Consider the following 23229-nt stretch of genomic DNA (forward strand, 5'->3'; position numbering starts at 1 on the left):
CTGTGTTCAGCAATTTATGCCCGGGTATAATTCAGGTGTCAATATCACCCGGGTAAATAATTTGGCCGCTCGGCCAATCGCGAATCTGGCGATTGCCTGATACGGAACGCCCGGTAAGTTTTTCGAATTCCGGGGGACGCCGTGCTGACCGTTCATCACCTCAACAATTCGCGCTCGCAACGGGTGCTGTGGCTGCTCGAAGAGCTCGGCGTGCCCTATGAGATCGTGCGCTATCAGCGCCAGCCGGACATGCGCGCGTCGAAGGAGCTTCTGGTCGTCCATCCGCTCGGCAAGTCGCCGGTCATCACCGACAAGGGCAACACGATCGCGGAATCGGGCGCGATCGTCGAATACATCCTCGGCGCCTATGGCCAGGGACGCCTGATCCCGGCGGCCGAGACGCCGGAACGGCTGCGTTACACCTATTGGCTGCATTATGCCGAAGGCTCGGCGATGCCGCCGCTGCTGTTGAAACTGCTGTTCACGACAATGCCGAAACGCGCGCCCTCCTTGCTGCGCCCGCTCGTGCGCAAGGTCTCCAACCAGGTGCTGACGGCGCTGGTCAATCCGCAGCTCAAGCAGCACATGGCGTTCTGGGAGGCGGAGCTCGGCAAGAGCGAGTGGTTCGCAGGCAATGAGTTCAGCGCCGCCGACATCCAGATGAGCTTTCCGCTGGAAGCAGCTTCCGCGCGCGCCGGGCTGGAGGAGGGGCACCGGAAGTGCATGGCCTTCCTCGAACGCATTCACGCGCGCCCGGCCTACGCCCGCGCGCTGGAGAAGGGCGGGCCGTATCAGGTCGGACGGTAGATGTGGCTCACCTCTCCCCGCTCTTGCGGGGAGAGGTCGGTGCGCAGCGCCGGGTGAGGGGACTGACCGCACACTCCTGTCCATCGAATTCGCGGAGGCAGCCCCTCACCCCGCAAGAGCGGGACGAGGGAGTCTCACTGCCCCACCGCCGCGATCACCTCTTTCACCAGCCGCGCCAATCCGCGCATGTCGCCGGTCCGATCAACGCTGTTGCCGAGGCGGACAACGACGAGGCGCTGCGTCGGCATGATGACGATGCGCTGGCCGAGATCACCAGAGGCAAAGAAGGCGTCGCGCGGAATGCCGAGCGCGACGCGGGCCTTGGCATTCCGGTGTTCGCCGCGGTTGGTCCAGAAGCCCGCGCCATAGTCGGTCTTCAGGGTTGGGGCGGCGGAAAAGTCCACCCAGTCCTCGTGCAACAACCGCTTGCCGCCGACCACGCCGTCATTGAGATAGAGCAGCCCGAAACGGGCCCAGTCCCGGGCGCTCGCCAGCATGTAGGCGGTGCCCTGCAGCGTGCCGCTGCCGTCGAACTCCAACGTAACGCTGCGCATGCCGAGCGGGTTGAACAATTCGCGCCAGGCAAAGGCGAGCGTCTGTTCGGGCCCGCCGACGGCATCGCGGATGATCCGCGCCAGGAGTTGCGTCGAGGGGCTCGAATAATGCCAGCGAGTGCCGGGCGGCGCCATCAGCGGTGCCTTCACTGCAAAGCCCGCCATGTCGTCACGCAGGTAGACCATCTGGCTCGAGGGATCGAAGCCCGAATTGGTCTCGTCCAGCGCCAGCCCTGAGGTCATGCGCATGAGGTGCTCGACCTCGATCTCGCGACGCGGATCATTCCTGCCGCGCCATTCCGGAATCGGCGCCGGCATCGACGGCGTGACCACGCCTTGTTGCGTCAGGATTCCGATCAGCGCATTGATCACCGACTTGGTCAGGGAAAAACCAAGCAGCGGTGTGTCGACACTGATGCCCTCGGCATAGCGCTCGGCGATCACCTTGCCGTTATGGACGACCACCACCGCCTTGGTGCGCCGGAGTGGCGGTTCCGACGGCTCCTCGAAGGCATGATCGAGTGCCGCTTCTAGCGCTGGGTCCGAAGGCTCGACAGGTTCAGGGCCCCCGATCTCCTCAAGCAGCGGCGGCGCTTTTGCCACCTTCAGCGCGTCGATATCGCTCTTGAGCACATAAGGCGCTTTTCTACCGTGCAGCAGCACGCAACCGAGTCCGTCGTGAAAGGCGGCGCGGCTTGTCAGCCATCCCACAACCGACGCATCGACGGTCTTGCCGGTGCGGTCGAGCGCAAAGCGTAGCAGCGGACGCAGTCTGCGGATGCCGGCCCGATCGATCGTTTCCGAAAACACCGTCTCCGGATCGAGGCCAGAGACGAACACTTTGGAACACACATTGTGTGCGACCACGCCCGTCGCGACACGAACGGCCCGATCGGGACGGAAGTAGGCGGCAACCGCCACCGCGGCGGCGAACGCGATTGCTGCCGCGATCCATTTCTGCCAGCCCACAAATTCCTCCGCGCTGAAGCTGAGTGGTACTCTACCTCGCCCCGCTTACGGGGAGAGGTCGGAATTCAAGCGGAGCTTGAATTCCGGGTGAGGGGACTCTCCGCGAGTCCACCTATCACCGTGCGCGCGGAGACAGCCCCTCACACCGCCCCTCTCCCCGTGAAGGACGGGGAGAGGGAGAGGGCCCGCGATCGTGTCGTTGAGTCTTACCGCGACTTCTGCGCTTCGCCAACGGAGGGCAGCGGCTGAACGGTGACGCCGGGCGGCGGCACGTCGTCGTCGGGCACGAAGAAGTCGGACATCAGCGGCCGCGACGGATCGACGCGGTAGCGCTCGAAATCGCGCACGCCGCTGTCATAGAGCACCTTGTCGTCAATGCAGAACTGCCCGGTGAATTCGCGTGCCGGTTTGGTCAGGATGACATGCGCGGCATCGCCCATGATCTCGGGCGTGCGGCTGGCGCGCATCATGGCGTCGCCGCCGAGGAGATTGCCGACCGCGGCGGTCGCGATCGTCGTACGCGGCCATAGCGCGTTGACGGCGACACCAGCCGATCGCAATTCGCCCGACAGCCCCAGCACGCACATGCTCATGCCGTATTTCGCCATCGTGTAGGCGGTCGAGTTCTCGAACCACTTTGTCTTCATATCGAGCGGCGGCGACAGCATCAAAATGTGCGGGTTCGCCGCTTTCTTCAAATGTGGGATGCAGTATTTCGACACCATGAAGGTGCCGCGCGTGTTAATGCCCATCATCAGGTCGAACCGCTTCATGTCGGTGGCCTGCGAGGTGGTCAGGCCGATCGCGCTGGCATTGTTGACGCAGATGTCGATGCCGCCGAATTCCCCGACCGTCTTGTCGATCGCCGTGATCACCTGCGCCTCGTCCCTGATATCGCAGATAACAGGCAGCGCCTTGCCGCCGGCGGCGCGGATCTCGTCTGCGGCGGTATAGATCGTGCCCTTGAGTTTCGGATGCGGCTCGGTGGTCTTGGCGGCGATCGCGATATTGGCGCCATCGCGTGCCGCCCGTAGCGCCATCGCGAGCCCGATGCCGCGGCTCGCGCCGGTGATGAACAGTGTCTTGCCCTTGAGCGACGTCATCCGAACCCTCCCGTGTTATTTATCCCTCAGCATGCAACACCCGTCCGCGCGTCTCCGGCAGCGCGTAGGCGGCCAGGAAGAATACAGCGTAAGCGGCGACCGCGAAAATCGCGATCGCGTTGGCGAGCGAGGTCGTGGTCGAGAGCGCGCCGACGAGAAACGGGAACAGCGCGCCAATGCCGCGGCCAAAATTATAGCAGAAGCCCTGTCCGGAGCCGCGCAGCCGCGTCGGATAGAGCTCGGTCAGGAACGCGCCCATGCCGGAGAAATAGCCTGACGCGAAGAAGCCGAGCGGAAAGCCCAGCACCCACAGCAATTCGTTGCTGATCTCCACTTGCGTATAGACCAGCACGACGGCGATGGCGCCGAGCGAGAAGGTCAGGAACAGGTTCCGACGCCCGATACGATCGGCGAGCCAGGCGCCGACAAGATAGCCGATGAACGAGCCGATGATCAGCGCGGCGAGATAACCGGTCGAGGTGACCACCGAAAGGTGCCGCTCGGTGGTGAGGAAGCGCGGTACCCAGAAGGTGATGGCGTAGTAGCCGCCCTGGCAGCCGGTCGCCGCCAACGACGCCAGGATGGTCGTCTTCAGGATCGGTCCGTGGAAGATCTCCCACAGCGACGGCCGGTCGCCCGCGGCCTGCTGCTTTTGGCGCGTGGCAGCGGCGATCTCGGGCTCGGTGACGTAGCGGCGCAGATAGAACACCAGGAGCGCCGGCAGCGCGCCGATCACGAACATCCAGCGCCATGCGATTTCCGCCGGCAGGATCGAGAACAGGATCGCCTGCGCGAGCACCGCAAGACCCCAGCCGACGGCCCAGCCCGATTGCACCGAGCCGACCGCGCGCCCGCGATATTGCGGCCGGATCGCTTCGCCCATCAGCACCGCGCCCGCCGCCCATTCGCCACCGAAGCCGAGGCCCAGAACTGCCCGCGCGATCAGGAGTTGATCGAAGTTCTGCGCGACCGCGCAGACCAGCGAGAAGAACGAGAACCAGAGAATGGTGAGCTGCAACGTCCTGACGCGGCCGATGCGGTCGGCGAGATAGCCGCCGAGCCAGCCGCCGATGGCCGACGAGAGCAGCGTCACCGTTCCCGCAAGGCCCGCGGTGCCGGGATCGACCTTCCACAGGGTGATGATGGTGCCGATCACCAGCGGATAGATCATGAAATCCATGCCGTCGAGCGCCCAGCCCGAGGCGCACGCCCAGAAGGTGCGCCGCTCCTGCAGGTTCATGTCGCGGTAGAAGGCGAGCAGGCTCGTGTCGTGGATTTCGGCGACTTCCACCGCCTTCGATGGCTCCGATATCGTCATGTTCGAGGTCTCCGCGAGTTTCTTCTTGATTGGCGCTATTGCATGCGGCCGGTTTGCGGGAAAGTTAAATTTATCGCGATGGTTCCGCAAAAAGATGTAGGGTCGGCGGCCTTCCCTTCTCGCCTTGTGGGAGAAGGTGGCGCGCATGCAATGCGCGACGGACGAGGGATTGTCTCCGCAGGCGGAGGCGTTGGTGGAGAGAGACCCCTCACCGAAGCGAATTCGTGGCTAGATCGGAACAGCCCTCTCCCACAAGGGGAGAGGGCACATCAACTGGAAGAGTCTTGGTGGTGGGCACGCCGCGCTTTGCCTACCCTACGCTTTAGCCAACCGCCTCCGTCAATACCCCGCCGCTTCGGCGCCGCGAGTGCGCGGATCCGGGGCGCCGAGCGGGCCGTTCGATGTCAGCAGGATCGAGTTGGCGGAGGAATAGCCGAGCGGCTCGACCAGCTTGTGGCCTTTGGCCCTGAGCTCGGCCAGCACGTCATCGGGAAATCCCTTCTCGATCCGCACTTCATCCGGCAGCCATTGATGATGCACGCGCGGAGCGGCGACGGCGGCGGCGATATCCATTTTATAGTCGATGACATCGACGATCACCTGCGTCACGGCCGAGATGATGCGGCTGCCACCGGGTGTTCCGGTCACCAGCACTGGCTTGCCGTTCCTCAGCACGATGGTCGGCGACATCGACGATAACGGCCGTTTTCCCGGACCGGGCAGATTGGCCTCGAAGCCGACCAGGCCGAATGCATTCGAGGCGCCGGGCGCGGCGGTGAAATCGTCGAGCTCATTGTTGAGCAGCACGCCGGTGCCCTCCGCGACGAGGCCGACGCCATAGGGAAAGTTCAGCGTATAGGTGTTGCTGACTGCATTGCCGCTGGCGTCGACCACGGAGTAATGGGTGGTGTTGGAGCCTTCGCGTTGCGGCGGCACTGCTGCCGCTTCGGCCCAGGGCGTGGCGCGGGCAAGGTCGATGGTGGCACGCTGCTTGGCGGCATAATCCTTGTCGAGCAAAGCGAGTGTCGGCGCGTTGATGAAAGCGGGATCGCCGAGATAGCGGGCGCGATCGGCATAGGCGCGCTTCATCGCTTCGATCATGACATGGAGCGAGGAGGCGGAGCCCTGCTTCATGTCGGACATCTGGAAACCTTCGAGGATGTTCAGTATCTCCAGCAGCACGATGCCACCAGAGGAAGGCAGCGGCATCGAGACGATGTCATATCCCCGATAGGTGCCGCGCACCGGCGTGCGGATCACGGGCTGATAGGATTTCAGATCGTCCAGCGCCATGATGCCGCCGGCATCGCTGATAGCCTTGACGAGTTTTTCCGCGACCGGCCCTTCGTAGAAGCCGCGCGGACCCTGTTCGGCGATTGCGGTGAGCGTGGCCGCAAGATCGCTCTGAATCAGCGTGTCGCCCTCATGCAGCGGCGAGCCATCGACGCGGGAGAACGTCCTGGCCGAGTTCGGCCAGCGCGACATGCGGCGATACATGTCCGGCAGCGTGTCCGCGATATCGTCAGCAACGGGAAGTCCGTCGCGCGCCAGATCGATCGCGGGTTTGACGATCTGCGCCAGCGTGAATTTCCCCGAGCCATATTTCTGAAGCGCCAGCGCGAGACCGGCAACGGTGCCGGGCACGCCGATGCCGAGCGCGGAATTGCGCGACTTGTCGGGATCGGGCTTGCCCTCGGCATTGAGGAAGATGTCGCGGGTGATGGCGCTGGGAGCGGTCTCGCGATAGTCGATCGCGACATCCTCGTTGCGGTCGGCAAGGTGGATCACCATGAAACCGCCGCCGCCGATATTACCGGCGCGCGGATAGGTCACCGCCATGGCAAAGCCGGTCGCGACTGCCGCATCGACGGCATTGCCGCCCTGGCGCATGATGTCGGCGCCGACGCGCGCTGCCAGCTTTTCCTGCGCCACCACCATGCCATGTTCGGCCGCAATGCCCCGCATGGTGTCGGCAGCCGGTGGCATGTAGAAGCGGCGCTGTTCCTGCGCGGCCGCCGGCATGATGGTGAAGACCACGAGCACGACAGTCGCGACAATCCTGCGCCAACCATTTGAGGAAGTTGTCATCAATATTTCGCCGCGGTTGGAGCCGAAGTGAAGCGCTCGCGTCGGGACCGCATGCTATATGGATTTGAAGCCGACAGGCAAAGCGCCTGTTCGTGATTGGGGCAGGACGATTTTCGCATGGACATGGCAATCAGCGAGGCAGGCAACGCGGAGTTGCCGAAGGGATATCCAGGCCGTGCCGCCGTCGTTAGCTGGATCTTTTTCGACTGGGCCGCGCAGCCTTATTTCACGCTGATCACGACCTTCGTCTTCGCGCCCTATTTTGCAGGTTTCGTCGCGCCCGATCCGGCGAGCGGACAGGCGATGTGGGGCTTTGCCACCGCTGCAGCGGGACTTGCGATCGCGCTGATGTCGCCGGTGCTCGGCGCTATTGCGGATGCGAGCGGCCGACGCAAGCCGTGGATCGCAGGCTTCGGCGCGCTGCTCGTGCTCGGTTCCTCCCTGATGTGGATCGGCCGGCCCGGCGATGCCAGTATCATCCCGCCGCTTCTGTTCGCCTATGCGCTCGCCTCTGTCGGCGCGGAATTCGCCACCGTCTTCAACAATGCGATGATGCCGACCTTGGTGCCGCCGAACCGGATCGGGCGGCTGTCAGGAACGGGCTGGGCTACCGGCTATGTCGGCGGCGTGCTTAGCCTGTTTTTGGTGCTCGGCTTCCTCGCGGCGAGCCCCGACAGCGGGCGCACGCTGTTCGGTTTCAAGCCGCTGTTCGGGCTCGATCCCGCCACGCATGCGGGCGATCGCATCACCGGGCCGTTGACGGGGCTGTGGTTCATCCTGTTCGTGACGCCGCTGTTTCTGTTCACACCGGACTATCCGGCGAAGCGGCCGGTGCGGCAGGCGCTGCGCGAAGGTCTGCGCGAACTGAGGCAAACGATCGGCGAATTGCCAAGGCGGAAATCGGTGGCGACGTTCCTGCTCGCCAACATGATCTATGCCGATGGGCTGGTGTCGCTGTTCGCCTTCGGCGGCATCTACGCTGCCGGGACCTTCGGCTGGCGCACGATCCAGATCGGTACGTTCGGCATCATCCTCGCAATCGCCGGCGTGTTCGGCGCCTGGCTAGGCGGCAAGCTCGACGATCTCCTGGGGCCGAAGCGCGTGATCGTGGGCAGCCTGGTCATCCTCTTGTTCTCGATCGCAGCTATTCTGCTGGTCGACAAGGATTCGATCCTGTTCGTGCCGGTTGCGCCGCCCGAACCGGGCGGTGCGCTGTTCGCTGGCGCGGCCGAGCGCGCCTATCTCGTGCTTGGCTGTCTGATCGGCGCCGCCGGCGGGCCGTTGCAGGCGGCTTCGCGCACGCTTCTCATCCAGCTCGCGCCGAGGGATCGAATCGCGCAATATTTCGGATTGTTCGCGCTGACGGGGAAGGTGACGTCGTTCATGGGCCCGCTCCTGATCGGCGCCATCACCGCAGCAACCGCGAGCCAGAAGGCCGGCATGGCGGTGCTGGTGCTGTTCTTCCTTGGGGGGCTGGCGCTGATATTGCGGGTGCGGGATTAACTCCCGTCGTCCCGGCCTTGAGCCGGGACGACGAAGTCGTCATTGCGAGCGTAAGCGAAGCAATCCATCGCGCCACTTGCGGAGACGTGGATTGCTTCGCTGCGCTCGCAATGACGGGTGAGGTTCGGCTCAAGGCCGGGACGACGGCGGGTAGCGCGGATGGTGCGGAGCGTGATCCCGGCTCAATGCCGGAAATGCCGCACGCCGGTGAACACCATGGCGATGCCGTGCTGGTCGGCGGCCTTGATGACTTCGTCGTCGCGCATGGAGCCGCCGGGCTGGATCACCGCGGTGGCGCCGGCCTCGATGCAGGCGAGCATGCCGTCGGCAAACGGGAAGAACGCATCCGAGGCGACGACCGAGCCCCTGGTCAACGGCTCGGCGAGCTTCAATTCGGCTGCGGCGTCCTGCGCCTTGCGCGCGGCGATGCGGGCCGAATCGACCCGGCTCATCTGGCCGGCGCCGATGCCGACGGTGGCGAGATCCTTGGCGTAGATGATGGTGTTCGACTTCACGTGCTTTGCAACGCGGAAGGCGAATTGGAGATCGCGCAGCTCGGCATCCGACGGCGCGCGCTTGGTCACGACTTTCAGCGCCATGTCGTCGACCACGGCATTGTCGCGGCTCTGCACCAATAGCCCGCCGGCGACGGTCTTGGCGGTGAGGCCGACGCTTCGCGGATCGGGCAGGCCGCCGGCGAGCAGAAGACGGAGATTCTTCTTCGCCGCGACGATCTTGATCGCTTCATCGGTCGCGTCAGGCGCGATGATGACTTCGGTGAAGATCTCGGTGATCGCGCGCGCGGCGTCCGCATCGAGCGTGCGGTTGACGGCGACGATGCCACCAAAAGCAGAAGTCGAATCGCAGGCGAGCGCCTTGCGATAGGCGCTGACGAGATCGGTGCCCTCGGCGACGCCGCAGGGATTGGCGTGCTTGACGATGACGCAGGCAGCGGTGCGCTTGGCGTCGAACTCGCCGATGCATTCATAGGCCGCATCGGTGTCGTTGATGTTGTTGTAGGACAGTTCCTTGCCCTGCACCTGCCGCGCGGTGGCGACGCCGGGGCGTTTCTCCGGCGTCGCGTAGAACGCGGCGCTCTGGTGCGGGTTCTCGCCATAGCGCAGCTTCTGGATCAGCTTGCCGCCGAAGGCGCGGAAATCCGGCGCCTCGGTGTTGAGCTCCTTCGCGAACCAGTTCGAGATCGCCGCGTCATAGGCCGCGGTGCGGGCATAGGCCTTGGCGGCGAGGCGGCGGCGAAGCGCGAGCGTGGTCGCGCCCTTGTTGGTCGCGAGCTCGTCGAGCACCGCCTGATAGTCCTGCGCTTCGACGATCACGGCGACGTCGTCATGATTCTTCGCCGCGGCGCGGATCATCGCGGGACCCCCGATGTCGATATTCTCGATGCACTCTTCGAAATCGGCGCCCTTCTCGACGGTGGCCTCGAACGGATAGAGATTGACGACGAGCAGGTCGATCGGCGCGATGCCGTGGGCCTGCATGGCCGCCGCATGCTCCTTGTTGTCGCGGATCGCGAGCAGGCCGCCATGCACCTTGGGATGCAAGGTCTTGACCCGGCCGTCCATCATCTCGGGGAAGCCGGTGAGGTCGGAAACGTCCTTCACCTTGAGGCCGGCGCCGGCAATCGCTTTCGCGGTGCCGCCGGTGGAGACGAGCTCGACGCCATGGACGGCGAGCGCGCGGGCGAACTCGATCAGGCCGGTCTTGTCGGAAACGGAAAGGAGGGCGCGGGTGACGCGGCGGGTCGTGTCAGTCATGGGCAAGATCCTCTGTTAGGGAGTACCTATGCCCAGGCGCGCGGCAGATAGATCCCGCGCTTCCCGATGGTGCTCCATCCAAGGTCGCCAGTCGCGCGAGCGAGTGCTCGTTAGCAGCTTTCGACGATCTTCACAACGGCCCAATAGGTCTGGACGGCGGGCGTCTAGAGCATCTTCGGTTCTGATTGAACCGAAGCTCTAGACTCTTGTTTTGACGCGTTTTCTTCACGCGAACCGGTATCCACTTCGCTCGAAAACGCTCTACAGCGGAAGTTCCGGCTCCCGTCGTGCATTGCGGCGTGCATTGGTGACCGACGCCGAAGTGCTCGAGCGGACGAAACTCCAGCGGATGGTGGAGACCTGCCTTGCATCCTGCCGGATCACGATCTGGGAGGTGCGGCGCGGGCCGTCATTGCCGGCGAGGAACACGCTGTCCTCGAGATCGACCTTGTCGTCGACCGCCTCGAAGGTCCAGACGTCGCGGTTCGGCAAGACCAGCATGACGCCGCGGGCATCCGAAAGCCGGCTCGCCTTCACCGACGGGTGCAGGTGAAACCGCAGGGCGTATTCGCTGTCGTGGCCCTTGATGCGGCCACCTGATGGCGGCGACACCGTGTCCTCGCCGTCGAGCCGCGAGCCGTCCTGCGCCGCCATCAGCACGCGGTGGTGGATGACGCCGAAGCGCGAGAGATAGCCGTCATGCGAGGTCGTCAGGACATCGCCATTGCCGGTTGCCTCGCGATAGCTCTCGACATTGCTCGGGCCGCTGGTGATCGGCGCGCCCTTGAGCAGGCGCTTCATCGCGGACATCTCGACGAACTGGCAGGATGAGGTGTCGTGATAGGTCAGTGTCGAATGCGCCGCCGTCGAGCGCGCGAACGGCCGCCAATTGTCGCGACCGGTGGCAGGCATGCCGCAATTGACGACGATCCGGCTCGGTCCGGATGAAAGCTCGAACGACAGACATCCGGCATGGGCATCCTGGCTGATGCTGGGCGGCGGCGGCGGGCCGGTGTCGATGATCACGGTCATGTTGCCGGCGTCGAGCCGCTGATAGCCGGTATGCGGCATGCTCGCCATCGGTGCGCCGTGGGCGTCGTCATAGGCCAAGAGTGTCGCGACGAGGTCGGACGGCGCGGTGCTCATGCCGTTGAACAGCGCGAAGCTGCCATCGCCATGGCGGAAGAAGCGCAGCATCGGCATCATGCGATCGATGGCGTTGAGCAGCGCCGGCGGCGGGGCGATGTTGCGAGCGGCGAAGGTCTGGCGCAGCGGCAGCATATCGCTGAGCAGTTCCACCAGCGCGCCGGGATTGCGCGAGATGTGGCCGCCATCGGGCAGGATCTGCCGTTGCAATTCGTCGGACAGACGTCGCGTCGCCGAGCGGACGTGGCGGGCCTGGTTGGCAAGGCAGAGCGAGGCGTAGCACAGCGCGATCAGGACCTGCAGCCGCGGCACGCCATCGGCGGCATCGACCATGCCGTAGCGCAAATGGCGGATCTCGCGTCCCAGCCCGCGCAGATATTTTCGGTAGAATTTGCCGTCGGTATCGCTGAGCACCAGCGGCGCCTGCGACAACAGCGAGATGACACGGCGCGCCCGCACGTCGGCGCGCCGCTCCAGCGGCCGCTTGCGCGACGCATTCGACATCCAGTCGTCGATCAGGGAACGCGCATTGGCCCGGGTCAGCGCGGTATCGGCGACGCGCAGATGGCGCAGCCAGCCGAAGCCGAGCAGGGCCGCCTCCCAATCCTCCGATGGCGGCTCGAGGTCGAAGATCGAACGGCCGTGGCAGGTCACGATCTTGCCGGCGAACACGAAGCGGCCGGCATAGATTTCCGCGGCGCGGGTGGCATCCGCCGTACGCAGGTCATGCGGGGCGATGATCAGGCGGTCGCTGCGGCCGGGCCACAATCGCGAGAGCGCGACGGTTCCGCCGCTGGCGCGCGCGGCCACGCTGCGCGCGAAGCGGCCAGCGATTAGCGTCGAGATGCGTCTGCGTTGGGCGACGGACACGCCTAACCTTTGAAGGGAGAAGGGATTCTGGCGAATCCTTTTAATCCGGAAACGCCGCCAAGACACCATCTTGAAACGGCGCGAATCAGGTGCAGCGCGATCCGCACAAGGGCGCACCGGTTTTCTTCGCGCCAACCGCAAACCATTGGCGCGAAGATCGGGCTCCGGCGATGGCGAAAATGCAATGAAATCAGGATTTAACCAGTCGCGCGGCGTAGAATCCGTCCAATCCGCCGAGCCTCGCATCGGCATGGGGCAGATGGCAGGGCAGTGTGCGCAAGTCGCCGTCGGCGGTCACGAGCTCGGAGAGGCCGGCGACCTCGCTTGGGGTGATCGGCGCGCGGCGCAGCCCTGATTCGCTGCCCAGGAGCGCCGCAATGGGTTGCTCGCCCTCCTCCGGCTCCAGCGAACAGGTGCAATAGACCAGTGTTCCGCCTGACTTGAGCAGCGTGACCGCCTTTTGCAGCAGCCGTTTCTGCAGGGCGGCCAGCGTCGCGATCTCGGCCTCCTGCCGCAGCCAGGCCACATCGGGGTGGCGGCGGATGGTGCCGGTCGAGGTGCAGGGCGCGTCGAGCAGGATGCCGTCGAAGCCATCACCACCGCCCGGCCACTCGACGGCGTCGGCGACGATGCATTCCGCCGAAAGCGAAAGTCGCGCAAGGTTGTCGCGCAGCCGTGCCATCCGCGCCGGCGAGCGATCGACGGCAGTCACCTGTGCGCCGGCATAGGCGAGCTGCGCCGTCTTGCCGCCGGGCGCGGCGCAGAGATCGGCGATTCGCTTGCCTTTGATGTCGCCGAACAGCCGCGCCGGAAGTGCCGCGGCGGCGTCCTGCACCCACCATTGCCCTTCCGGAAAGCCCGGCAGCATGGTCACCGAGCCGTGCAACAGCGTGCGCACGGTTCCCGTCGGCAGCATCTCGCCGTGCAGCCGGCTCGCCCATTGCGCGGGGTCGGATTTCACCGTGAGGTCGAGCGAGGGCTCATTGGCGATGGCAAGCGCCATTTCGCGCGCGGTGGCTTCGCCGTAATGGGCGGCCCAACGCGCAAACAACCAGTGCGGGAGATCCAGCGTCTGGGTCCTGACCTCGTCGACCAGCGCATGGCCCTCGCGGGCGCAGCGGCGCAGCACGGCATTGACGAGGCCTGCATATTTGGCGGCACGCCGGTCCGATTGCACGAGTCGCACCGACAGATCGACCGCGGCATGATCGGGTACGTCCATCCAGAGGATCTGCGCGGCGCCGATCAAAAGCGCGCTCTGCGCACGCGGCGCATCGGTCGGGATGCCGCGGTCGAGCAGGCGCGACAGCAGATGGCCGAGGGTTCCGAGCCGGCGCAGGATCGTCGACACCAATCGGCGCATCAGCGCGCGGTCGCGATCGGCAAGCGTCTTGAGGCCGGGATGGGCGCCAGTGCCATCGAGCTGGTCATCGAGCGTGCGATGCTTGTGCAGAACGCCGTCCAGAATGTCGGCTGCGATCCGTCGCGCCGCAAGGCCGGGCACTTCGATCGACGCTGCAAATCTTGAAGGGGGCATGGAGCGGAAATATCTCAGTCAGGGAAAGCGGATAGCGCCTCGGCTCATGCCATCATGGGGAAGAGACCACAGCTCTGGCATGCGAATAAGCCAAATCTAAGAATCGGTCTTCCGATTTCTTGATCGTGATGCCAAAGGTTTGTGGTCATCCGCGATATAAAAATCCGTTGCAGGAAAGTTGCAGGAAAATCGTAGCATGGCCGACAATGGATCACCGCCGGAACGCAAGCCGCTGACGCCAGCCGCGCAGCGCGCGCTTGCCGAAGCCGAAGCGCGACGGAAGGCCGCGGCGGCAAACGCAACGCCGATGCAGAAGGAGGTTCAGGGACCAAAGGGACCGGAACCGACACGCTACGGCGATTGGGAGAGCAAGGGCATCGCGTCGGATTTCTGACGCAGGCGTCTCTTCTCACCTCACCGGGCTCGATCTTGTTTGGGCATGATCTTCCTACGCAAACGCTTCGCGTTTGTCGCGAGGGAAAACCGGTTTCCACTTTTCCGGATCATGCTCTAGCGTGGGGCGATGCCTCCCGATGAGCGAATCAATCCATATCGGCGATCATTTCGCCGCGCTCCATTTGGCCGTCGGTTCTCGGCTGCTTTGCCATGGGTGTTCGTGATCGGTATTGCGCTCGGCACCATGCTTCCAATCCGGCAATGGGTGCCTTGGCAGCTTCCGCATTGGGGCAGTAGCCGCGTGCAGGATGCCGATGCGATCTGGCAGCGCGGCGGCACTCCAGATGTCCGCCGCACTGTCGACGTCATCAGGACGATCGACGGCGACACGTTCGAGGCGCGCGTGCATCTGGAGCAGGGACGCGATCTCATGACCCATGTCCGCTTGCGCGGCATCGATGCGCCGGAGTTGAAGGCATCATGCCAGGAAGAATTGGAAAGGGCCGAGGCTGCGACTGATGCCTTGCGCAATCTTCTCAGCCAGGGCGGCGTCGTGATCTACAATATCGGTCCCGACAAATATCCGGGGCGCGTCGTCGCCAACGTCGCGACCAGGCGTACGGACAACGTGTCGGCGGCATTGCTCGCGGCAGGCCATGCGCGCAGCTACAATGGCGGCCATCGCTTTGGCTGGTGCGCGAGGAGCCGACGCTTCTGGGAATGAAGAAAGCCGCGCGACAGCGCAGGTCTTGTTAATTCGCGTGCTTCGATCGGTTCAGTGCGTGACGACCACGGTGGCGCCGACGGGGACGCGGGAGTAGAGGTCGGTGATGTCATCGTTCAGCATGCGGATGCAACCATAGGAGACGAAGCCGCCGACCGAGCCCGGCACGTTGGTGCCATGGATCGCATATTCGCCGCCGGCGAGCGTCATCGCCGCAACGCCCATCGGATTGCGCGGCGAGCCGCCGGGAATCACGTCGGGCATGTGGGGCTTGTCGCGCTTGACTTCGGCGGGCGGCGACCAGGCCGGATAGCGGTATTTGCCGTCGATCTGCGTGGTGCCGGCCCACTGCTTGCCGGCCTTGCCGACGCCGACCGGATAACGCATGGCGTGACCGTAATCGAGAACCAGATAGAGGCGCCGCTCGCCGGTCCTCACCACGATCGTGCCCGGAGAATAATGGTCGTCGTGCATATCGACCATTTCCGGCCGCGCTTCGGCGGCTGTCGGCATCAATGCGCCCAGCGCAAATACGCCCAGCCCAAAGGTGGCAGCCATGGCCACCGCGATCCTCATCGACATGAAACTCTCCACATCCAGCCGCCCCTTCCGGGGCCTCAGATATCGCGCCGCCGGTCAGGCTCCGGCCTGCCGTTCGCACCCGGCATTCTTGACCGTGTGTGTTAACCGGCTGTTTTCTTATGTCGCGCGGGGGGCGGTTCGCGTCGGGCGGAAGAGCGGAAAAGTTGCAAATAAAGTAAATGACCCGCAAACAACACAACCTGCGGCGGCAAACGTGCCGCTCCCGCTGCGGACGCGTGACAATCGCGTGAGGATTGGAAGATGTCGATCGCGCCTACTTGCTCGATTTTTTCTTCTTGGTCGCGGGCGACTTCTCCGGCTTCGGCTCGGCGGCACCCGGTGCCTTCTTGCAAGGGCCGGTATAATCGACCGCGACCTTGACATGCCGCGCTTCGCACTCGTTCGGATAGGTCTTGCCGTTGCAACCGCAAACCGGCCGGTGAATCCGGATGCAAAAAGCCGGGGCTTTTTCGCAGGTGCCCTTGGCATCCGCGACCCCGCACTGTCCGGCCTCCTTGCGACAGAACAGTGCCGAGTTGCAGGTGATCTTCTCCGGCCCCCCGCAGGCATCGTCGAGATTCGCCGCGCGCAAGCTCGGCATGCCGACCACGAGACCGGCCGCGGCGATCAGCGCCGCGGCGGCAAGACGACCAAAGTGCAACCCCATGAACTCCCCCCTGCCGCGGTGTTAAACCGCGGCGCCCTTCTTGTTCTGCCGGTTCTTGACGAGATCATCAACCACCGCGGGATCGGCCAGCGTCGAGGTGTCGCCGAGGCTTGACGGTTCGTCCTCGGCGATCTTGCGCAGGATGCGGCGCATGATCTTGCCGGAGCGGGTCTTGGGCAGGCCCGGCGCGAACTGGATCAAGTCGGGCGAGGCGATCGGACCGATGTCCTTGCGCACCCAGGCAACCAGCTCCTTGCGCAACTCCTCGCTCGGCTCGGTGCCCGCCATCAGCGTGACATAGGCGTAGATGCCCTGGCCCTTGATGTCATGGGGATAGCCGACCACGGCGGCTTCCGACACCGCCGCATGCGCCACCAGCGAGCTCTCGACCTCGGCGGTGCCCATGCGGTGGCCGGAGACGTTGATGACGTCGTCGACGCGGCCGGTGATCCAGTAAAAGCCGTCGGCGTCGCGCCGGCAGCCGTCGCCGGTGAAATACTTGCCCTTGTAGGTCGAGAAATAGGTCTGCTCGAAACGGGCGTGGTCGCCATAGACGGTGCGCATCTGGCCGGGCCAGGAACGGATCAGGCACAGATTGCCGGTCGCCTCCCCCTCCAGCACCTTGCCCTCGGCATCGACGATCTCAGGCACCACGCCGAAGAATGGCCGCGTCGCCGAGCCCGGCTTGAGCTTGGTGGCGCCGGGCAGCGGGGTGATCAGGATGCCGCCGGTCTCGGTCTGCCACCAGGTGTCCACGATCGGGCAGCGGCTGTCGCCGACCACGCGGTAATACCATTCCCAGGCTTCCGGATTGATCGGCTCGCCGACCGAGCCGAGCAGCTTCAGGCTCTTGCGCGACGTCTTCTTGACGGGCTCGTCGCCACCCTGCATCAGCGCGCGGATCGCGGTCGGCGCGGTGTAGAAGATGTTGACCTTGTGCTTGTCGATGACGTTCCAGAAGCGGGAATTGTCGGGATAGTTCGGTACGCCCTCGAACATCAGCGTGGTCGCGCCGTTGGCGAGCGGACCGTAGAGGATGTATGTGTGGCCGGTGACCCAGCCGACGTCGGCGGTGCACCAGTAGATGTCGCCATCGTGATAGTCGAACACATATTGATGCGTCATCGACGCGAACACGAGATAGCCGCCGGAGGTGTGCAGCACACCCTTGGGCTGGCCGGTCGAGCCTGACGTATAGAGGATGAACAGCGGATCTTCCGCGTGCATCGGCTCGCACGGGCAGTCCGTCGTCACCATCTCGGCCGCCTCGTGGTACCAGAAGTCGCGGGTCGGATTCATGTCGACGGGAGCGCCGGTGTGCTTGACCACGACGACCCAGTCGACGCCCTCGGTCTTGGCCAGCGCCGCGTCCACATTGGCCTTCAGCGGCACCTTCCTGCCGCCGCGCAATCCCTCGTCGGCGGTGATGACGATCTTGGATTTGCAGTCGCTGATGCGCTGGGCGAGGCTGTCGGGCGAGAAGCCCGCGAACACCACCGAATGAATCGCGCCGATCCGCGCACAGGCCAGCATCGCATAGGCGGCCTCGGGGATCATCGGCAAATAGATGGTGACGCGGTCGCCCTTGCTGACGTTGCGGTTGCGCAAGATGTTGGCCATCCGGCAGACTTCGTCGTGCAGCTCGCGATAGGTGATGTGCTTCGACTTCGAGGGGTCGTCGCCCTCCCAGATGATCGCGGTCTGGTCGCCGCGGGTTTCGAGATGGCGGTCGATGCAGTTCCAGGCGACGTTGAGCACGCCGTCCTCGAACCATTTGATCGAGATGTTGCCGGGCGCGAAGGAGACGTTCTCGACCTTGGAGTACGGCTTGATCCAGCCGATGCGCTTGCCGTGCTCGGCCCAGAAGCCGTTGGGGTCGGAAACCGAGCGCGCATACATCTCCTGGTATTTGGCGTCGTCGATATAGGCGCGTTTGGCCCAATCGGCTGAGACGTCATAAATCTTCTCGGACATCACATTCCCTCCACTCGACATCCGGCCCGCGTGATCCCGGTGTTGCGGGCCATCTTCATGGTTACGGTGATTATGCGTCGCCGGACAATACCCGGACAAGCGCTGGTGTCTTGGACCTTGGTCGGCTTCTCGTGCCGGAGCCTTGCTTCCAGTTGGGGGGATTGATCAAAATCGCGTTTTGAGCGAGGTCAAAATCAACGTTATCGCGCGAATGGCGGCCATGAACGGTATTTAGGAACCGTTAATGACTGATTCGCGACTCGCAAAAGCCGGAGTAACCCCCTAAATGGCGTTCCCGAGGCCAACAGCCTCCGGAACCAAGCCATAAAAATCGGCATTACCGAAAACCAGTGGAGCCAAGGCGTCAACGGTCATGATGGATCAGCAGAATTTTGTGGCTACGCGGCCCGTTTCCGCCGATCCGACGCTGCCGCTGGCGAAAGCACTGGGCCAATGGCCGACCAAGCTGCCCACTCCCAAGCAGAAGATCACCGTCAAGGGCTCGGTGAAGGAACTGGCTGCGGAACTTGGCCTCAAGCTCGGCGACCAGGCTCTGCTCACCATCCGCCGTGTCAAGCGCGGCAAGAACTATTCATTTGTTCGCGCCAACGGTTCGCACATCCGCGACGCCCGGACCATCCGCCGCCTCCATGCGATGGCGGTACCGCCCGCCTATCGCGAGGTGCGCTACTCCCACGATCCGAGTTCGCATCTGCAGGCGATCGGCCGCGATGCCGCGGGACGGCTGCAATACCGCTATCACGCCGACTGGGAGAAGGTCCGCGAGCACCGCAAGGCGCATCGGCTGGCAAAGCTGGTGGGGGCGCTGCCGAAGATCCGGCGGAACGTCTCGAAATATCTGTCCGGCGATGAGCCGACGCGCGAATTTGCGCTGTCTGCGGTGATCGAATTGATTGCGCGCACGGCGATACGCCCCGGCAATGAATCCTATGCGCGGCTCAACGGCACCCGCGGCGCCACCACGCTCTTGAAGTCGAACGTCACGCTCGAGGACGACTGCGTGGTCCTGACCTTCAAGGCCAAGGGCGGCAAGGCCGTGCGCAAGGAATGCGACGCGGCCAAGCTGGTGCGCGCGATCGGCATCCTGCGGAGCGTGCCGGGCAAGCGCATGTTCCAGTATCGCGACAGGTCCGGCACCGTCCGTGCGGCGTCGACCACGGCGGTGAATGCGTTCCTGCGCGAGATCGCCGGTATCAAGATTTCGCTGAAGGATTTTCGCACGCTGATGGCCTCCGCCGTCGTGCTGGAATCGCTGTCGCGGATCACGCCGGCCTCGAGCGCCCGCGGCCGCAAGAAGCAGGTGCTGGAAGCGGTGCGCGCGGCGGCCGATGAACTCTCCAATACGCCCGCGATCTGCCGCAAGAGCTATGTCCACGACACCATCGTCACCGCCTTCGAGGACGGCATCCTGGAGCGTTTCGCCGCGACCATGAAAGGCTATCGAACGCAAGCCAAGCGCGAGCAGCTATTGGCGCAGGTGGTGACCGCAGCGGCGGTTTGACGACATTCGTCATGCGCGGGCTTGACCCGCGCATCCATCAAGAAAAAGTCTTTGAAAGATGGATTGCCGGGTCAAGCCCGGCAATGACGAGGCTTACAGCCCGCCCATCTTGCAGACGATCTTCCACTCGTCCGCGGTCACGGGCTGCACCGACAGGCGCGAATATTTGACCAGCGCCATATCGGCGAGCTTGTCCTCGGCCTTGATCGCTCCGATCGTCACCGGCGTCTTCAAGGGCTTGTCGGCCTTGATGTCGACGCAGACGAATTTGCCGGTCTTGTCGGTCGGGTCGGGATAGGCCTCCTTGATGATCTCGGCGATGCCGACGATCTCCTTGCCCTCGTTGGAGTGATAGAAGAAAGCCTTGTCGCCCTTCTTCATGTTCACGAGATTCTGGCGCGCGGTGAAGTTGCGCACGCCGGTCCAGGCCTCACCCTTGGCGCCCTTCGCCACCTGCTGGTCCCAGGACCAGGTCGACGGTTCGGATTTCACCAGCCAGTACGCCATCATCATCCCTCCGCCTTGAACGGCCGCGTCAACAGGCCCTCGATCGCAGCATCGATCGTCAATTGCCTGGTAAGGATCGCTGCGACCGCATTTGATACCGGCATCTCGATATTTTGCGAAGCCGCAAGCTCGATCAGCACCGGTGCAGTGAACATGCCTTCGGCAAGCTTGCCGGCTGGCGGCTCTTCCCCGCGGCCGAGCGCAATGCCAAGCGCGAAATTGCGCGACTGCGGGCTGGAGCAGGTCAGGATCAGGTCCCCGAGGCCGGACAGTCCCACCAAGGTTTCGGCGCGTGCGCCGCACGCACGTCCGAGCCGCGCCAGTTCGCTGAAGCCGCGCGTGGTCAGTGCGGCAAGCGCTGACGCGCCGAGCTCGCGGCCAGCCACGATGCCGGCCGCGATCGCCAGCACGTTCTTGGCGGCACCGCCGATCTCGACACCGCGCACATCGGTCGTGTGATAGGGCCGGAAGGTCGGCGACCCCAGCGCCTGCACCAGCGCGCTCGCCAGGGATTCATCTCTCGTCGCCAGCGTCACCGCTGTTGGAAGCCCGCGCGCGACATCGTCGGCGAAGCTTGGTCCCGACAATATCGCCGGCGTCGCATCGGGTGCGGCCTCCGCAATCACGTCGGTCATGAACTTGTGGGTGCCGCGCTCGATGCCCTTGGCGCAGGCGATGACGGGCGTCGCCTCTGCAAGTCGGGGCGCCAGATGCATGACAGCCGCACGCAAATGCTGCGCGGGGGTTACGACGAGGAGGAGATCGGTGCGGGCAGCCGCTGCAATGTCGGCGGTGACCTTGACGCTGGAGTCGAGAGGCACGCCGGGAAGTCTTGGATTGGTGCGCCTCGCCTGGATCTGCGCAGCGTGCGCCGCGTCGCGCGCATAGAGCACGACATCGCGACCGGCCCGCGCCGCGACGGCCGCGAGCGCCGTGCCCCACGCGCCCGCGCCGATCACTCCAACGGATTGATGCGCCGGCATCAGGCAGACTCATCTGAACTCCCTCTCCCCGCTCTTGCGGGGAGAGGGTTGGGGTGAGGGGCTGCTCTCCGCGAATCCGCAAAGTGAGGTGTGCGCGGAGGCTCCCCCTCACCCGGATTTGCGCTACGCGCAAATCCGACCTCTCCCCGCAAGCGGGGCGAGGTGGCACGGCGTCTGCGGCGTGATCCTTCAAACATCTCAGAATCCCGCGCGGGTGTTGGCGTAGCCCGCGGGCGCCTTGGCGTTGGCGTCGAGCAGCCAGCGCGCGCGCGGCGGCGCGTCCATTGTGTCGGTGAGGCCGAGCGCCATCCGCTCGGCGCCGGCCCAGGCGATCATCGCGCCATTGTCGGTGCAGAGTGCGGGCGGCGGAATGATCAGCGTCGTCTGCGCCTTGGCGGCGACATCCTGCAGCGCGCCGCGGATCGCGTGATTGGCGGCGACGCCGCCGGCCGCGACGAGCGCGCGGGGCGGACCGAATTGCTCCTGGAACAATCTCAAACCGACGCTCAACCGGTCCGCGGTCGATTCCAGCACCGCGGCCTGAAAACCGGCGCAGAGGTCGCTGACATCCTGCGGCTCCAGCGGCGCCAATCGGCTCGCCTCGTTGCGCACGGCGGTCTTCAGGCCCGACAGCGAGAAATTGGCGTCGGGACGGCCGAGCATTGGCCGCGGAAATGCAAAGCGCGTGGCGTCACCGCCCTCTGCCGCGCGTTCCACCTCCGGCCCGCCCGGATAGGGCAGCGACAGCATCTTTGCGATCTTGTCGAAGGCCTCGCCCATGGCGTCATCGACGGTGGTGCCGAGCCGCACATACTGGCCGACGCCGACCACGGCGACGATCTGGGTGTGGCCGCCGGAGGCCAGGAACAGGCAATAAGGAAACGCCAATGCACAGGTGAGCCGCGGCGTCAGCGCATGCGCTTCCAGATGGTTCACCGCGATCAGCGGCGTGTCGTGCACCATCGCGATCGCCTTTGCCGTGGTGAGGCCGACGATGACGCCGCCGATCAGGCCAGGACCCGCGGCAGCAGCGACGGCGGACAATTGCGCATAGCCGACATCAGCGTCTTTCATGGCGCGATCGATGATACCGTCGAGCAGGTCGACATGGGCGCGCGCGGCGATCTCCGGCACCACGCCGCCGAAGCGCGCATGCTCTTCTGTCTGCGAGCGCACGATGTTGGACAGAATCCGTCCGCTGCCGTCGCTCTGGCGCTCGACCACAGCGGCTGCGGTTTCATCGCAGGTGGTCTCTATACCCAACACCAGCATCGGCGTGTCGTTACCCAAGTTCGGTCCTTGTGCTATTTCGCGTGCTATCTTCCGTTCCGTCACTCGGTAGCATTGTGAGGTCACAGCGTGCAATCGTCGGTTCTGCCCCAAATGTCGCTCCCGAAAGCCTGAAGATGGCCGTTCTTGTCACGCGCCCGCAAGGAGATGGTGAGGCCACTGCCGATAGTCTGCGCAGCCTGGGTTTTGAGGTATTGCTCGCACCGGTGCTGCGGTTCGAGGTGCTGCCGTTCCAGGAAGACGATGCCGCGGACTATGACGCTGTCATCGTCACCAGCGCCAACGCGCTGCGCGCCGCTGCGCCCCAGCTCGCCGGCCATGCGCTGCTTCGCCTGCCGCTGTTTGCGGTCGGCGAGCATACCGCTGCCGCGGCCCGCGAGGCTGGATTTGGCGAAGTGGCAAGCGCCGACGGCGATGCCACCGCACTCTACGAGCTCGTGCGGGCGCACAGGAAAGCGAAGAAACTGAAAAAGGCGGCAACCTTGCTTTATCTCGCGGGTGCCGATCTTTCGCGCGATCTCGCCGGCGAGCTGGGCGATGCCGGCTTTACGGTCATAACCCGCACGACATACCGGATGAGCCCGGTGGCGGGACTGCCGCGTCCGGTGTGTGACGCTTTCATGGCTGGTGGTATCGAGGCCGTGCTGCATTATTCCCGCCGCAGCGCGCGGGCGTTTCTCGATGCGGCGCGGGCCGAAGGCCTCGAAATATCGGCCCTGGCGCTGCCGCATTGCTGCATTTCGCCTGCTGTTGCCGCCGTCCTGCGCGAGGCCGGAGCCACCCAGGTCGTCACCGCCGCCTCGCCGGACGAAAATGCCCTGTTCGAAGCCCTGACGCGTGCTTTGCGGCCCTGATTGGCTTAAGAGAACGGTCCGATTCTGGTAAGTCTTATTCTGGTAAAGTCTTGTTCTGGT

Annotated in this window: 19 protein-coding genes and 1 riboswitch; of the genes, 6 read left to right on the top strand and 13 right to left on the bottom strand. The window is 64.6% G+C overall.

Annotated elements, in window-relative coordinates; genetic code table 11:
- The first annotated feature begins 141 nt into the window (after positions 1-141).
- Positions 142-807 (top strand): glutathione S-transferase, encoded by a 666-nt coding sequence (locus tag ACZIRK_RS12220; protein ID WP_463327386.1) that lies wholly within the window; start codon positions 142-144, stop codon positions 805-807.
- Between the two features lie 134 nt (positions 808-941).
- Here ACZIRK_RS12220 and ACZIRK_RS12225 read toward each other — a convergent pair whose 3' ends face one another.
- From ACZIRK_RS12225 to ggt, 4 genes are all read right to left on the bottom strand, one after another.
- Entirely contained in the window at positions 942-2330 is a 1389-nt protein-coding gene (locus tag ACZIRK_RS12225; RefSeq protein ID WP_463327387.1) for a serine hydrolase domain-containing protein, read from the bottom strand.
- A 206-nt stretch (positions 2331-2536) separates the two neighbouring features.
- A complete protein-coding gene (locus ACZIRK_RS12230; protein WP_130226298.1) occupies positions 2537-3433 on the bottom strand; it encodes an SDR family oxidoreductase in 897 nt (298 codons plus the stop codon).
- Between the two features lie 19 nt (positions 3434-3452).
- Positions 3453-4751, bottom strand: a complete 1299-nt coding sequence (locus ACZIRK_RS12235) for an MFS transporter (protein WP_130226297.1) — start codon at positions 4749-4751, stop codon at positions 3453-3455.
- A gap of 339 nt (positions 4752-5090) precedes the next feature.
- Entirely contained in the window at positions 5091-6737 is a 1647-nt protein-coding gene (gene ggt / locus ACZIRK_RS12240) for a gamma-glutamyltransferase (protein WP_245474745.1), read from the bottom strand.
- A gap of 219 nt (positions 6738-6956) precedes the next feature.
- Between ggt and ACZIRK_RS12245 the strand changes: the two genes are divergently transcribed.
- Positions 6957-8342 carry an MFS transporter gene (locus ACZIRK_RS12245; protein ID WP_130226295.1) on the top strand — a complete coding sequence of 462 codons (1386 nt, stop codon included), beginning with the start codon at positions 6957-6959 and terminating at the stop codon, positions 8340-8342.
- A 182-nt stretch (positions 8343-8524) separates the two neighbouring features.
- Here the strand turns inward: ACZIRK_RS12245 and purH are convergent, their stop codons facing one another.
- The 3 genes from purH to ACZIRK_RS12260 form a co-directional block, all read right to left on the bottom strand.
- The gene (gene purH / locus ACZIRK_RS12250) at positions 8525-10117 is read right to left on the bottom strand and encodes a bifunctional phosphoribosylaminoimidazolecarboxamide formyltransferase/IMP cyclohydrolase (RefSeq protein WP_130226294.1); all 1593 of its coding nucleotides are present in this window, start codon (positions 10115-10117) and stop codon (positions 8525-8527) included.
- A 23-nt stretch (positions 10118-10140) separates the two neighbouring features.
- A riboswitch (ZMP/ZTP riboswitch) is annotated at positions 10141-10222 on the bottom strand.
- Positions 10223-10378: 156 nt separating this feature from the next.
- The gene (locus ACZIRK_RS12255; protein WP_130226293.1) at positions 10379-12133 is read right to left on the bottom strand and encodes a heparinase II/III family protein; all 1755 of its coding nucleotides are present in this window, start codon (positions 12131-12133) and stop codon (positions 10379-10381) included.
- 190 nt (positions 12134-12323) lie between these two features.
- On the bottom strand, positions 12324-13670 hold the full coding sequence (locus ACZIRK_RS12260; RefSeq protein ID WP_130226292.1) for an RsmB/NOP family class I SAM-dependent RNA methyltransferase: 1347 nt from the start codon (positions 13668-13670) through the stop codon (positions 12324-12326).
- A 196-nt stretch (positions 13671-13866) separates the two neighbouring features.
- Here ACZIRK_RS12260 and ACZIRK_RS12265 point away from each other — a divergent pair, with 196 nt between their 5' ends.
- Positions 13867-14064 (top strand): DUF1674 domain-containing protein, encoded by a 198-nt coding sequence (locus ACZIRK_RS12265; protein ID WP_028165213.1) that lies wholly within the window; start codon positions 13867-13869, stop codon positions 14062-14064.
- A gap of 216 nt (positions 14065-14280) precedes the next feature.
- The gene (locus ACZIRK_RS12270) at positions 14281-14790 is read left to right on the top strand and encodes a thermonuclease family protein (RefSeq protein ID WP_035690561.1); all 510 of its coding nucleotides are present in this window, start codon (positions 14281-14283) and stop codon (positions 14788-14790) included.
- Positions 14791-14841: 51 nt separating this feature from the next.
- Here the strand turns inward: ACZIRK_RS12270 and ACZIRK_RS12275 are convergent, their stop codons facing one another.
- The 3 genes from ACZIRK_RS12275 to acs form a co-directional block, all read right to left on the bottom strand.
- The gene (locus ACZIRK_RS12275) at positions 14842-15372 is read right to left on the bottom strand and encodes a L,D-transpeptidase (protein ID WP_028165211.1); all 531 of its coding nucleotides are present in this window, start codon (positions 15370-15372) and stop codon (positions 14842-14844) included.
- A gap of 274 nt (positions 15373-15646) precedes the next feature.
- Entirely contained in the window at positions 15647-16039 is a 393-nt protein-coding gene (locus ACZIRK_RS12280) for a Kazal-type serine protease inhibitor family protein (RefSeq protein WP_130226291.1), read from the bottom strand.
- Between the two features lie 21 nt (positions 16040-16060).
- Positions 16061-18013, bottom strand: coding sequence for an acetate--CoA ligase (gene acs, locus ACZIRK_RS12285; RefSeq protein ID WP_165435248.1), 1953 nt, complete (start codon positions 18011-18013; stop codon positions 16061-16063).
- 373 nt (positions 18014-18386) lie between these two features.
- Here acs and ACZIRK_RS12290 point away from each other — a divergent pair, with 373 nt between their 5' ends.
- On the top strand, positions 18387-19535 hold the full coding sequence (locus ACZIRK_RS12290) for a DNA topoisomerase IB (protein ID WP_130226289.1): 1149 nt from the start codon (positions 18387-18389) through the stop codon (positions 19533-19535).
- 93 nt (positions 19536-19628) lie between these two features.
- Here the strand turns inward: ACZIRK_RS12290 and ACZIRK_RS12295 are convergent, their stop codons facing one another.
- The 3 genes from ACZIRK_RS12295 to tsaD form a co-directional block, all read right to left on the bottom strand.
- Complete coding sequence (locus tag ACZIRK_RS12295) at positions 19629-20042, bottom strand: EVE domain-containing protein (protein ID WP_130226288.1); 414 nt, start codon at positions 20040-20042, stop codon at positions 19629-19631.
- Positions 20043-20044: 2 nt separating this feature from the next.
- A complete protein-coding gene (locus tag ACZIRK_RS12300; RefSeq protein WP_463327388.1) occupies positions 20045-21025 on the bottom strand; it encodes an NAD(P)H-dependent glycerol-3-phosphate dehydrogenase in 981 nt (326 codons plus the stop codon).
- 198 nt (positions 21026-21223) lie between these two features.
- The gene (tsaD, locus tag ACZIRK_RS12305) at positions 21224-22297 is read right to left on the bottom strand and encodes a tRNA (adenosine(37)-N6)-threonylcarbamoyltransferase complex transferase subunit TsaD (protein ID WP_130231333.1); all 1074 of its coding nucleotides are present in this window, start codon (positions 22295-22297) and stop codon (positions 21224-21226) included.
- Between the two features lie 134 nt (positions 22298-22431).
- On the opposite strand from tsaD, the gene ACZIRK_RS12310 reads away from it, so the two are divergent.
- On the top strand, positions 22432-23169 hold the full coding sequence (locus ACZIRK_RS12310) for a uroporphyrinogen-III synthase (RefSeq protein ID WP_130231325.1): 738 nt from the start codon (positions 22432-22434) through the stop codon (positions 23167-23169).
- Positions 23170-23229: the final 60 nt, after the last annotated feature.

The organism is Bradyrhizobium sp. Leo114 (assembly GCF_055229415.2).